11 protein-coding genes are annotated in these 13,486 nt (G+C 46.0%); 8 read left to right on the top strand and 3 right to left on the bottom strand.

The genetic code is table 11. The annotated features are described in order from the left end of the window. The first annotated feature begins 89 nt into the window (after positions 1 to 89). Positions 90 to 3,152, top strand: a complete 3,063-nt coding sequence (infB, locus tag KYK27_RS15200; RefSeq protein WP_199111047.1) for a translation initiation factor IF-2 — start codon at positions 90 to 92, stop codon at positions 3,150 to 3,152. A 77-nt stretch (positions 3,153 to 3,229) separates the two neighbouring features. Here the strand turns inward: infB and KYK27_RS15205 are convergent, their stop codons facing one another. The 3 genes from KYK27_RS15205 to mscL all read right to left on the bottom strand — a co-directional run bounded on the left by KYK27_RS15205 (position 3,230) and on the right by mscL (position 5,082). Continuing rightward, on the bottom strand, positions 3,230 to 3,571 hold the full coding sequence (locus tag KYK27_RS15205) for a hypothetical protein (protein WP_199111048.1): 342 nt from the start codon (positions 3,569 to 3,571) through the stop codon (positions 3,230 to 3,232). Between the two features lie 96 nt (positions 3,572 to 3,667). Continuing rightward, positions 3,668 to 4,627 (bottom strand): DUF3078 domain-containing protein, encoded by a 960-nt coding sequence (locus tag KYK27_RS15210; protein ID WP_199111050.1) that lies wholly within the window; start codon positions 4,625 to 4,627, stop codon positions 3,668 to 3,670. Between the two features lie 35 nt (positions 4,628 to 4,662). After that, entirely contained in the window at positions 4,663 to 5,082 is a 420-nt protein-coding gene (gene mscL / locus KYK27_RS15215; protein WP_199111051.1) for a large-conductance mechanosensitive channel protein MscL, read from the bottom strand. 175 nt (positions 5,083 to 5,257) lie between these two features. Here mscL and KYK27_RS15220 point away from each other — a divergent pair, with 175 nt between their 5' ends. From KYK27_RS15220 to KYK27_RS15250, 7 genes are all read left to right on the top strand, one after another. Next, positions 5,258 to 6,040, top strand: a complete 783-nt coding sequence (locus KYK27_RS15220; protein ID WP_199111053.1) for an enoyl-CoA hydratase/isomerase family protein — start codon at positions 5,258 to 5,260, stop codon at positions 6,038 to 6,040. Positions 6,041 to 6,067: 27 nt separating this feature from the next. Beyond that, positions 6,068 to 7,567 (top strand): lipopolysaccharide biosynthesis protein, encoded by a 1,500-nt coding sequence (locus KYK27_RS15225; protein WP_199111055.1) that lies wholly within the window; start codon positions 6,068 to 6,070, stop codon positions 7,565 to 7,567. Positions 7,568 to 7,580: 13 nt separating this feature from the next. Then, on the top strand, positions 7,581 to 8,030 hold the full coding sequence (gene dut / locus KYK27_RS15230) for a dUTP diphosphatase (RefSeq protein ID WP_199111056.1): 450 nt from the start codon (positions 7,581 to 7,583) through the stop codon (positions 8,028 to 8,030). A gap of 114 nt (positions 8,031 to 8,144) precedes the next feature. Beyond that, a complete protein-coding gene (locus KYK27_RS15235) occupies positions 8,145 to 9,152 on the top strand; it encodes a sugar nucleotidyltransferase (protein WP_199111058.1) in 1,008 nt (335 codons plus the stop codon). A gap of 7 nt (positions 9,153 to 9,159) precedes the next feature. After that, positions 9,160 to 10,920, top strand: a complete 1,761-nt coding sequence (locus KYK27_RS15240) for a tetratricopeptide repeat protein (RefSeq protein ID WP_233150470.1) — start codon at positions 9,160 to 9,162, stop codon at positions 10,918 to 10,920. After that, positions 10,913 to 11,656, top strand: coding sequence for a DUF4292 domain-containing protein (locus tag KYK27_RS15245; protein ID WP_199111060.1), 744 nt, complete (start codon positions 10,913 to 10,915; stop codon positions 11,654 to 11,656). The genes KYK27_RS15240 and KYK27_RS15245 overlap by 8 nt, the downstream gene beginning before the upstream one ends. Before the next feature lie 77 nt (positions 11,657 to 11,733). Next, positions 11,734 to 12,966: a murein hydrolase activator EnvC family protein gene (locus KYK27_RS15250; RefSeq protein ID WP_199111061.1), complete on the top strand. Its 1,233-nt coding sequence runs from the start codon at positions 11,734 to 11,736 to the stop codon at positions 12,964 to 12,966. Positions 12,967 to 13,486 lie beyond the last annotated feature (520 nt).

Raw genomic sequence — 13,486 nt, forward strand, 5'->3', positions numbered from 1 at the left:
AAAGAAATTACCGAAGGGGCACACCGCATTACCTGCTTAAGGGCAACTAGTAATTTACATTAAGAATAAAGACAGCATATTAGAACAAAATGGCAGAAGAACAAACAAGGAGGCTTAAACAGGTTGCAACTACTTTGAACATTGGTACATCTACCATTGTGGACTACCTCTCTGCTAAAGGTTTTGACGTGGAAAACAGACCCACTACCAAAATCACGGCAGAGCAGTTCAGTATGCTGGCTAAAGAGTTCGCATCCTCTATGAAAGATAAAATAGAGGCGGAAGAACTGAATATAGGCAAGAAACCACAATCAAACCAGGTTGTAGAATCGGAAGGCCACCATCATGAAGTAAAGAAAACTGCAGAACCTGAGCAGGAGATCTTTATTAAGACGGTGCACCAGCCGAAAGGCGAAACCGCTGAGCCAAAAGCACCTGAAGCTCCGGCACCAGCTGCGCCAGCGCCAGCACCTGCTCCGGAACCTAAATTGCCAGGTATAAAAGTATTAGGCAAGATAGAACTGGATGCAAAAGGAAACCCGGTACCAAAGCAGGCTCCAAAGCCAGCACCGGCACCGGCAGCTCCTGCCCCAGCACCAGCTGCTGAGAAACCAGCCCCGGCCCCTGCGCCAGTGGCAGAGAAACCAGCAGCTCCGGCACCAGAAGAAAAACCTGTTGCCCCTGTAAAACCAGTTGAAAAGCCAGCTCCCGCAGCTGAAAAACCAGCAACGCCAGCGCCAGCGCAACCGGCGCCTCCTGTTGCTGAAAAGCCTGCGGCACCTGCAACACCAACACCTGCTGCCCCTGTGAAGCCTGCAGCAGAAGCCAAAGCACCTGAGCCAACGCCAGCTGCAACCGGAAAACCTTCGGAACAAGAACAAGGACCAATAGAAACAATTACAGCAAAAGCCGATCAGTTAAAAGGCCTTACTGTACTGGGCAAGATCGAATTACCAGACAGCTCACGCAGAAAAGGGACTAAACCTGTAGCCTCTTCCGATGATAGGAAGGGCGGCAAAAAGAAAAAGCGCAAGCGCATTATAGTACCTACTGAAGGTGGTGGCCAACAGCCAAACCAACAGCAGAGCATCCAGAACCAGAACCAACGTCCTGTTACGCCGGCAGGTGGCAACCGACCTCACGGAGGTGGCGCACCGCATCACGGCGGACCACGACCTGGAGGTGGTGGTGGCAGAAACCAACCGCGTACTCCGTTTACTCCACGTCCTGAAAAGGCTGAAGTTACGGATAAGGAAATCCAGGAGCAGATCAAAGCGACACTTGCCAAACTTAGTGGTGGTAAGAGTGGCGGTGGTAACCGTGCCAAGTATCGTCGTGAGAAACGTTCGGCTATAGCTGATGCTACGGAAGAACGCAGAATGATGGAAGCGGCAGAGTCTAAGACACTGCGCGTAACTGAATTCGTATCTGCAAACGACCTTGCCTCACTGATGAACGTGAGCGTGAACGACGTTATCAAAGTGTGTATGCAGCTTGGTATGTTCGTTTCTATTAACCAGCGACTGGATGCTGAAGCAATCACCATTATTGCTGATGAGTTCGGCTATTCAATTGACTTCATTACAAGTGAAGACGAGCAGGCACTGGAGCAACTGGAAGAAGATGCTGTAGAAGACCTGGAAGAACGCGCTCCGATCGTTACGATCATGGGTCACGTTGACCACGGTAAAACATCCCTGCTTGACTACATCCGTGATGCAAACGTTACCTCTGGTGAAGCCGGTGGTATTACCCAGCACATTGGTGCCTACAAGGTTAAAACGGAAAGTGGCCGTACAGTTACATTCCTGGATACACCTGGTCACGAAGCCTTTACAGCGATGCGTGCACGTGGTGCCAAAGTAACTGACGTTGTTATTATTGTAGTAGCTGCCGATGACTCGGTGATGCCTCAGACAAAAGAAGCGATCAACCACGCACAGGCTGCCGGTGTACCGATCATCATTGCACTTAACAAAATAGATAAACCAGCCGCCAACCCTGACAAAGTTCGTGAGGAATTAGCGCAGCTGAACATACTGGTAGAAGAATGGGGCGGTAAATACCAGTCTCAGGAAGTATCTGCCAAAACCGGTCAGGGTATAAACGACCTGCTGGAAAAGGTATTGCTGGAAGCAGAATTACTTGAACTGAAAGCCAACAAGAACAGAAACGCAGTAGGTACAGTAATTGAAGCTGCTCTGGATAAAGGCCGTGGTTATGTAGCAACTATGCTTGTACAGACAGGTACCTTAAAAGTGGGTGATATTGTATTGGCAGGTTCGCACTACGGTAGAGTAAAAGCAATGACCGACCACCGTGGTCGTAAAATGAAAGAAGCAGGCCCGTCTACCCCGGTACAGTTACTGGGTCTTGATGGAGCTCCGCAGGCCGGTGATAAGTTCCTGGTAATGGAATCTGAGCGTGAGGCACGTGAAATTGCATCGAACCGTTCGCAGGTACAGCGTGAGCAAAGCTTACGTACCCGTAAACACATTACACTGGATGAGATCGGACGTCGTCTGGCGATCGGTACCTTCAAAGAGCTTAACGTAATTGTGAAAGGTGACGTGGATGGTTCGGTTGAAGCACTTTCTGACTCCTTACTGAAATTATCTACGCCTGAGGTTCAGGTAAGCATTATCAACAAAGGGGTGGGTGCCATTTCTGAGTCTGATGTGTTGCTGGCCTCTGCATCTGATGCGATCATTATTGGTTTCCAGGTTCGTCCGTCGCAGAACGCGCGTAAACTGGCAGAGCAGGAACAGATCGACGTACGTCTGTACTCTATCATCTACGATGCGATAAACGAAGTGAAGGATGCCATGGAAGGTATGCTTGCTCCTACCCTGAAAGAAGAGATCACAGGTAACGCAGAAGTGCGTGACGTGTTCAAAATCACGAAGGTGGGTACTATTGCGGGTTGTATGGTTACAGATGGTACTATACAGCGTAACAACAAAGTACGTTTAGTACGTGATGGTATAGTAGTACTGGATGGTGAGATTCTGGCGCTGAAGCGTTTCAAAGACGATGTATCGGAAGTGAGACAAGGCTTTGAGTGCGGTATCAGCCTGAAGAACTATAATGACATACAGGAAGGTGATATTATAGAAGCTTACACTGAGAAAGAAGTGAAGCGTACCCTATAAGTACAGCTTTAAGCATAAAAAGAGAAAGCCCGTGGTATACCAGGGGCTTTCTCTTTTTATGGTTGCTATAAAAAAAATTATCGTCTGTTGCGGGCAAGCATGCGCTTATCGCGGCGGTGCTTTTTGTGCATTTTCTTTTCTTCCTTTAATATAGCTTTCATCTTTTTGCTGTTCTTGATGCGCTTCTTATCAAAGTTCGATTTTCTGCCTCTGTCTTCATAAGAGTTATAGCGTTTATCCAGACCAGCAGCCCGCTGTCCTACTTCATCTGTAGATGCACCTTTAGACTGCGTTTTATTTGTTCCCCAGAATTCATCTTTAGAGCTCGACCCCATTGTGTTAGGAGAAGATTGTGCAGATGCCTCTGAAAGTACAAATAAAAAGCTAAGGCAAAATATCGAAAGGAGTAGTTTTTTCATGCTGTTAGCGTTTTAGTAGTAAGGATATAACGGTGACGAATCTAAAAGTTATATATTTTTTATTTAGGAACAGCAAAAAAATGCACAAAAGTTCGATCAGTCGAATTTATATGTGAGGCCAATGCCCAGGCTTTGCTTTAACTGAACACGCGGCCCACGCGCATCTGTTACCCCATCGTCATTATCATCTATGTTAATAAGAATGTCGTCGTCGTAAACCATGTGCACAAAAAGGCTGGCCGATAAAAAGCTGTTCACTTTAAAGTCAAGCAGGTTCTCCCAGTTAATATCAAGGTTTGTAGGGTTGTGCAGGTAATTGGAGAAAAGGTCGATCTTAGATTGGAAGATCACATTCTGCAGGATCTCATTTTTGTAACGCACATTCACAAATCCCCCGAATTCTTTCCTGAAGTTTTCGCCGGTACCAACTATAGGATTACCAAGCACATCGGTGGCGGCTCGCTCAACGCCAAAAGCACCCTGGTCAGCTAATTCCTGGTCTTTTACAATTGTGAACTTACCGGTTATAGGCGAAATGAAAATGGATAATTTGTCGTTTGGCTTATAGTCCATACCCAGAGAGGCAAGCACAAATGCCGGCGACAGGAAATTAGACAGCAACGTATCGCGGGAGTTGGTGTAGGTTGGCGTTAACTGGCTCCTGAAGTTCAGCTGCACTGTGTAAAACCAGTCTGTAGAGGCAGCACGGCCATATTTCAGGTTTAGCTCTAGCTTGTCATCGCTTTTGCGCACACGCTGATTTTCCAGTTTTACGGTACCGTAGGTTACATCCAGGGTATTGTTCCAGGTATTTTTGCCTTTTTTATAGTTACCGAACAGGTTGGTGATACCTAACACTGAAACGGAGCTCTGTCCGCCGGCTGCCCAGTTGGTAAGGCTTACCTGGCTGAAGTTTATAGTTCCGGTTCCGCCAAAATCCCAGTCCTGCTGTGCGGTGGCAGCAGAGTCGGTTAAGGTTTCCTGGGCAAAAGCTGTTTTACTGAATGAAAAGAAAATAAAGAGACTGACAATACTTAAAAGTAAAGTTTTATGCATGATTATAGGTTAGGGTGAAACAACACACAGCCGCTTTAAACATCAGACTGCTTTTTAAGGATATCGCGTATTTCGGTAAGCAACACTTCTTCTTTGTTAGCAGGCGGAGCGGGAGCTGCGGCCTCTTTTTCGCGGAGGCGGATAATAGTACGTACCAATAAAAAAATGGCGAACGCAATTATCAAAAAGTTTACCACCGCCTGCAGGAACAACCCATAGTTAATGGCTACTGCCGGGGCAATTTCTTTTCCGTTCTCAATAACTGCATCCTTTAAAACCAGCTTAAGCGCACTGAAATCAACATGGCTGATAAGCAACCCCAGCGGGGGCATGATCACGTCATCAACCAACGATTTTGTGATACCGCCAAAGGCTGCACCTATTACCACACCCACAGCAAGGTCTATCACATTTCCTTTAACTGCAAACTTTTTAAACTCAGCAAGAAACCCCATTCCCGTTTTAATAAAGATCGAAAAGCTCAAATATAATATAAAAATGCTTTTTGCTCCGTATCCAGACCTGCTTATAGCTGTGCCGTATACTTGGCGGTTGCAAGTCCGTTAAATTAAATCAAATCACTATATTTGTGGTTTAAACAAGGAAATTCAAAAAGAGCTGAAAATATCTATGGATACGTACGAAAACCTGCTGCTGAACTTACAGGAAGGCATCCTGACCATAACTATAAACAGGGCTGATAAGATGAATGCGCTGAATATAGACACTGTCCGGGAAATTAAAGCAGCCATGCAGCAAGTTTATGATGATGCAGCTATAAGAGGTGTGATCATAACAGGTGCAGGTGCCAAAGCCTTTGTAGCTGGTGCCGACATAGCCGAAATTGCAGAACTGAGCGAGGTAAATGCCCGCAACTTTGCTGAGCGTGGCCAGGAGATTTTCAGCATGATAGAACAGTGCAACAAGCCTGTAATTGCTGCTGTAAACGGCTTTGCGCTGGGCGGCGGTTGCGAACTGGCTATGGCCTGCCATATGCGCGTAGCTACAACCAGTGCAAAATTCGGCCAGCCGGAAGTTAATTTAGGTTTGATACCAGGCTATGGCGGAACACAGCGTTTGCCGCTTTTAATTGGTAGAGGCAAAGCTATGGAAATGATGATGACCGGCGATATGATCACGGCCGATGAAGCAAAAGCCCTTGGCCTTGTAAACCACGTAGTAGCTCCGGAAGAACTTTTTACAACCTGCGAAGCTATCCTTCAGAAAATAATGGGCAAAGCACCACTGGCTATCGGGCTGGTAATAGAGTGCATAAATGCCGTTTTTGATAAAGAAGAGAACGGTTTCCAGACGGAGGCAAACTCTTTTGCCCGTTGCTGCGCATCCGAAGACTTTATTGAAGGTACCAACGCCTTTCTTGAAAAACGCAAGCCAGCCTTTAAAGGCCTATAGTCTATTACCCCGACCTAATAACATAACATGAGTATAGCCAAGAAATTGGTCGGGCAAACGGCTGCCTATGGTTTAAGTAGTATAGTTGGCCGCATGCTCAACTATATGCTTGTACCTATTTACACCGATGCATTCCTGCCTCCGGAATTCGGTGTAATGTCGTACCTGTATGCATTTGTTGGCTTTTTTAACGTGCTCTATACCTATGGTATGGAAACGGCTTTTTTCAGGTTTGCCAACAAGCTCGGCGCCGACCAGCACAAACTATACAACCAGGTACTAAGCATTATCCTGAGCACAAGCGTAATACTTACAGGTATTATCATGCTGCTCTCCGGTACTATTGCCGACTATAAGGATTACTCTGCCCAGGAACAGAACTATATTATCTGGCTGGCAGTTATTCTTGCCATCGATGCTATAGTTGCCGTACCATTTGCCTGGCTCCGGCTACAGAACAAAGCTGTTAAGTTTGCCTCTGTTAAAATGGCAAACATTGTCATTACCATCGTTGCAAACCTGTTTTTCCTGTGGTTTTGCCGCGAGATCTATAACGGAACATTTCTGCAGGGCCTGCGCCCTTTTATAACTACTGTTTATGATCCTGATTTCGGTATCGGGTACATCTTTATCATTAACCTGGTTGCTAACGCGTTGCTGATCCCGATGCTCTGGAAAGAGTTGCGCATATTCAGATTCGAACTGAACGCAGACATATTGCGCCCGATGCTGGTATATGCCTACCCTTTAATGCTGATGGGAATGGCGGGCATGGTGAATGAAATGATTGACCGTATTCTGCTGGAGGATTGGTTACCCGAGGGCTTTTACCCTACCCACAGTAACGAGGCTATAGTTGGTATCTACAGTGCCTGTTACAAGCTCTCTATTTTTATGACGCTCGTGATACAGGCCTTCCGGTACGCTGCCGAACCGTTCTTCTTCTCGCAGGCCGAAGACAAAAACTCGCCACAGACCTTTGCGCTCATCATGAAATGGTTTGTGATTGCGTGTGCTTTTATTTTCCTGTTCATATCTGTTTTCCGCGACGACTTTGGCTACATTTTCCTACGCAGACCTGAGTACCGTGAAGGATTGATGGTGGTCCCTGTTCTGCTATTGGCAAACCTGTTCCTGGGTGTATACTATAACCTATCGGTGTGGTTTAAGCTTACTGATAAAACTAAGTATGGCACTTACATCAGCTTTGGTGGCGCGGCTTTAACTATAGTTGGCAACCTTTTGCTGATACCCGTGTTGGGTTATATGGGATCGGCTATTGCAACGCTGATTTGTTACTTTAGCATGGCGCTGGCCAGTTACCTGCTGGGCAACCGCCACTACCCTATTCCCTACCCTGTTAAAACAATGGCCGGTTACATTCTACTGGCTGCTGCCTTTGTCTGGGTAACTATAGTTATTGATATCGAGAACTGGTGGGCACGACACGCCTTTCATTTAGCTATATGTATTGTTTTTTTAGCTATTGTATGGCTATTCGAGCGTCGTCGCCTGCTTAAACTATAAATCTTTACAAAAGATGAACAACAAGAACCTGGCGGTTAACGTCATTAATCAATCGAAGCATGCGTTGCCACATTACCAGACCGAACATTCGGCTGGCATGGACCTACGCGCCAACCTGGAAGCACCAGTTACGTTAAAGCCGCTGCAGCGCGCCCTTATTCCAACCGGCTTGTTTATAGAATTACCGGAAGGCCACGAAGCCCAGATTCGCCCACGTAGCGGGCTGGCATACAAACACGGCATTTCTATCGTTAATTCTCCGGGAACTATAGATGCGGATTACCGTGGTGAAATAAAAGTATTGCTCGTAAATCTCTCGGACCAGGATTTTGTGGTGGAAGATGGCGAGCGTGTAGCCCAGATGATCGTAGCTAAATATGAGCGCGTAGCATGGCAGGAAACCGAAGCCTTATCTGACACCGAGCGCGGTGCCGGCGGCTACGGCAGCACAGGAACCAAGTAAATACGGATTTATAGTTAGCCGTAAGACCAAACTATAAACCAGCAATTAAAAAGCTGCTGCACAAAGCGGTGGCACTATCTATAACTTATATTTTAATCAAACTATAACATAGCTATGAGGATAATTATACCGATGGCAGGCATGGGCAAACGCATGCGCCCACATACGCTTACTGTACCTAAACCACTTATACCAATTGCAGGCAAACCAATCGTTCAGCGTCTTGTTGAAGATATCGCCAAAGTTTGCCACGAGCCTATCGAGGAAGTAGCTTTTATTATCGGTCATTTTGGTGAGGCTGTTGAAAACGACCTGAAAGAGATCGCGACCAAAATTGGCGCTAAAGGAACTATAGTTTACCAGGAAGAAGCCCTCGGAACAGCCCACGCCATTATGTGTGCGAAAGATTCCCTGGATGGGAAAGTAGTGGTTGCCTTTGCTGACACGCTGTTTAAAGCAGATTTTAAGCTGGATACAAATGCAGATGGCACCATCTGGGTACAGCGCGTAGAAGACCCCCGTCCGTTTGGGGTGGTAAAGCTAAACCAGGATGGCCAGATCACTGATTTCGTAGAAAAGCCGCAGGAGTTTGTTTCGGATATGGCCATTATCGGCATCTATTACTTTAGAGACGGTGCTTACCTGCGTAGCGAACTGCAGTATTTGCTGGATAACAACATCATGGACAAAGGCGAGTACCAGCTAACCAACGCCCTGGAAAACATGAAGAACAAAGGCACTAAGTTTGTGCCAGCGGTGATTTCTGAATGGTTGGATTGCGGAAATAAAAACGCAACTGTTTATACTAATCAGCGCTATTTAGAGTATATAAAGAATGAGCAGGGCCTGGTAGCTTCTTCAGCTAAACTGGTTAACGCTGTGGTTATTCCGCCGGTATATATTGGGGAGAACGTAGTGATAGAAAATTCTGTAGTGGGACCGCATGCATCTATCGGCAACAACAGCAGTTTAACTAATTCTATCGTAAGCAACTCTATCGTACAGGAGAATACTTCGATCAAAAACGGAAACATAACAAACTCAATGCTAGGCAATTTTGTTTCCTACGAAAGAAGCCAGTCGGACCTGAGCCTTGGCGACTACAATACGCTTTTAGAATAGAATTATCATGATACAGTTCAGAAATTTCGTTCTGGCTACGTGCTGCTTCGCTTTTATGGCGACCGGTGCTGCCAATGCCCAGATGGGCAAAAAAAGAGGCAAAGCACAGAAGGCAACTGCCGCAGAAGTTCCGGCCCCGGTGGCCCCTTCTGAGCAGGAGCAGCAGATAAGCGAGATGTTATTTCTGGATGGGGTGAAATTTTTTATGCTGGAGGACTATAACAAAGCCCTCCAGCTTTTTCAGAAAGCCTATACTTTAACGCCCAATAATGCGGCTATTAACTATAAGCTGGCTGAAACTTACATGGTGCTCAAAAACCCTAAAGCAGCTACGCCTTTCGCGCAGGCCGCTATAGCTAAGGAGCCTAAAAACGCCTATTATTACGTCCTGCTTGCCCAGCTATACACCGAGCAGAAACAATTTACCGAAGCTGCCCAGGCCTACAATGACCTGATGCGCAACGTTCCGAACTCAGACCAATATCTCTTCCAGTTAGCTGACCTTTATTTATCGCAGGCTAAATACAGCGATGCGTTAAAGACCTATGAGCGCATAGAGAAACAGTTCGGCCCGATGGAACAGCTCAGCGTAAACCGTCAGCAGATCTACCTTCGCCAGAAAAATGTACCCAAAGCTATAGAAGAAGGTGAAAAGCTGTTGGCAAACAGTCCAAGTGATGTGCGGTACTTTTTAGCGCAGGCCGAACTATACAATGCCAACCAGCAAACCGATAAGGCTATAGTTACCCTGCAGAAGGCTTTGCGCATGGAGCCCAATAACCCCTACGCGCACCTGATGCTCTCAGATCTGCACCGCCAGAAGGGAGACCGTGAGCAATCTGAAAAAGAAGTTAAAAAAGCCTTTGCCAGCCCCGAACTCGATATTGACACCAAAGTCCGTATTCTGGTTGACCTGATCCGCCAGCTACCAAACCGTGAAATTGAAGACGTATCGCTGGAGTTGGTTGATCTGACGATACAAAGCCACCCTGAAGAAGCGAAAGCTTATGCTGTTGCCGGCGACCTGCAAACTATAGTTGGCAAAAAAGCTGAAGCCCGCAACAACTACATTAAAGCCGTTAAGCTCGACGATTCTCATTTCAAGATATGGCAGCAAATTGTGTTGCTGGATGCGGAACTGAATGAATCGGCGGCGCTGGTAGAACACTCTAATGAAGCCCTGGAGCTTTTCCCGAACCAGGCCATTTTCTGGTTTTACAACGGTACGGGCCACCTGATAGAAAAGAGCTATGACAAAGCTGTAAAAGCGTTGGAGCATGGCAAAAAACTGTCTCTTGCCGAACCAGAACTGGTGGCACAGTTTAACATGCAGCTGGGCGATGGGTATAACTCGCTGAAAAACTATAAGAAATCAGACGAATCGTATGAGGCGGTGCTGGAGTATGATGCCAACAACGAGCACGTACTGAACAACTATAGTTACTTTTTATCGCTGAGAAACGAAAACCTGCCAAAAGCAAAAGAAATGGCCTCGCGCCTGGTACAGCAATTCCCGAACAACCCGACCTACCTGGATACTTATGCCTGGGTGCTGTACAAAGCCGGAGACTACAAAGAAGCATTAAAATACCTGGAACAAGCCATTGCCATATCAGATGATGCAACTATAGTGGAGCATTACGGCGATGTATTGTTTAAGCTTGGCAAAAAAGAAGAAGCCTTATCGCAGTGGCAGCGCGCCAAAATAAAAGGCGAAGCCTCCGCCTTCATCGATAAAAAGATAAAAGACAAAAAGCTTTATGAATAAGATCCTTCTGTATGGACTGGTTAGTATGTTGATACTGGCCGGTTGCAAAAAAGAAGTTGTGCCTGCCGCCGCCGAAACTGTTACTGAAACGGTTGGCCGGGTATCTGTACAGAACATCGAATTTAATTACCTGACAGCCAAAGGGCAGCTTAAACTTGACGAAGCCGGAGAATCTGTATCCTCCGCTTATTCCCTTCGCATAAAGAAAGACAGCGTTATCTGGATGTCGGTGCAACCTGGCTTAGGCATAGAGGCGGCCCGCTTAAAAGTAACCCAGGATTCTGTTTTCATGATCAACCGCCTGCACCGCGAATACCTGGCTACAGACTATAGTTACCTGAGCGAGAAGTTTAAAATAGACATGAACTATGATGTGCTGCAGGCCATACTTTTAGGCAATTACCAGCCACTGGGCCAGGAAAAAATTATGGAAGCCGAGCAACTGCAACACATACAGCAACTACGCACCAACCTGCTCTTCGATTATTTTATAGGCCGCGAGAGCCAGAAACTGCAGCAACTGAACGTGAAAGATCAGCAGACCGATAACACCATAACCGTACAATATAACAACTTTAAGCAGGTGGGGCAGGTCGCTTTTGCACACGAACTGGTAGCTGAAGCCATGAAGTCGGGGAAGCCGGCAACTTTTACATTAAACCACAGCAAAGTAACCACCACCAACGATATTCTGGACTTCCCTTTATCGGTTCCTGCAGACTACAAAAAACTATAGGTTAATAAATTGCCGGGGCAGTTGGTACTTGCCCCATAGTTTTACCATATTTGTAAATTCAGAGAATCCTATAGTTCATGAAGGCCCTTTACAAATTAATCCTTCTCTTGCTTATAGTTGCTACGCCTTTTGCTGCCGATGCGCAGAAACAAAAATCAAAGGCACAACTGGAGCGGGAAAAGAAGGAGAACCTCAACCGTATTAAAGAAGCAAACAGAATTCTGAAGCAAACCAAAGCACAGAAGGAAGCCAGCATTGGGCAGCTGAACGCTATCAAAGAAAAGATAACTGTACAAAAAGGGGTTATCACCAACATCTCCCGCGAAATAAATTATATAGAGTCTGATGTTCAGGAAACCGAAGGTATAGTTGGCTCACTGCAGGCTGACCTCGAAAAACTGAAAGCTGAATATGCCGATATGATCTATGCGGCATCCAAATCATCGAGCAACTATAACAAACTGATGTTCCTGTTTGCTTCAGATAACTTTAACCAGTTGGTGATGCGCATGCGCTATTTAAACCAGTACTCTGAAGCGCGGCAGAAGCAGGTAGAACAGATAAATAAAGTACAGGCTGTTTTAACAGGACAATTAACCATACTGGAGCAAAAGAAACGTGAGAAGAAAAACCTGCTCACCATACAGCTCACCGAAACCAAGAACCTGCAGAACCTTAAATCGCAACAGGACAGCGTAATAAGCCGCCTGGGCAAGCAGGAACAAAACCTGCAGCGCGAGGTAGCGCAACGCCAGCAGGCTGTTAAAAAACTGGATAACCTGATCGCTGATATTGTGCGCGAAGAAATTGCCCGGGCAGCCAGAGCCGCGCGGGCAGCAGGCAACAAAACAAGTGGCAGCAACAAGGTAACACTTACCCCGGAAACAGCGCTCATTTCATCTTCTTTTGCAGGTAACAAAGGCAGACTGGCCTGGCCGGTAGAGCGTGGTTTTATTTCGGAAAGATTTGGCCGTCATAATCACCCGGTACTTAAAGGCGTGGTAGTCGAAAATCGCGGTATCGATATCCAGACATCGCAGGGAGCAACAGCGCGGGCAATTTTTGAAGGCAAAGTAGTTACGGTAGCCAGCGTACCCGGCATGAACAACATTGTGATGGTACAGCATGGGGAGTACTTTACTGTGTATGCCAAGCTAAAAACCGTGAGTGTGCAAACCGGCGAGACCGTAAAGCTGAAACAAAGCATCGGAACTGTTTACACCGATTCGGATGGCACCTCGGAGCTGCAGTTCCAGGTTTGGAAAAACAGCGAGACGCTTAACCCGCAATCCTGGATCAGCCCGAAGTAAAGGGCACCTTTAAAAACAAAAGCCCCAACTATAGTTTATAGTTGGGGCTTTTGTTTTATAGCTATCGTTAGAAACAGGATTGCCCTAAAATAAAAAAACACCCTACAGTGCAGGGTGCCTTTCCAAGCTATGAAAACAAACTTAATTTTATATATCTAAGCCGAGATAAGATAAATCTTAAAACTGCCAGAAATACCATACGAAGATACAACTTACCCAATACTTCTGCAAATCTGCCTGCCATTCCCCTCTTCGAAAATACCTGAAAGTGAGACGCATGAAGTAAAACCGGAGCGATTCTCACGGTTGCATGGAGTAAGTGCCTCTATACGTTAATTTACATTTCAATTCCGATGCCAGAAATGTTAAAACAGGCTAACTAGCTGAATAGCAATAGAAATATACGAATAGCCAAATATAAAGATTCCCAAATACGGAAAATATTTTACCAGATTGGGAAAAACATTTCATTAACATGCTGATAATAGGCTAATAACGTTGCTGAAAAAAAATTTAAAAA

Source organism: Pontibacter populi (genome assembly GCF_019336435.1).
In the GTDB taxonomy this organism is placed as follows: Bacteria; Bacteroidota; Bacteroidia; order Cytophagales; family Hymenobacteraceae; genus Pontibacter; species Pontibacter humidus.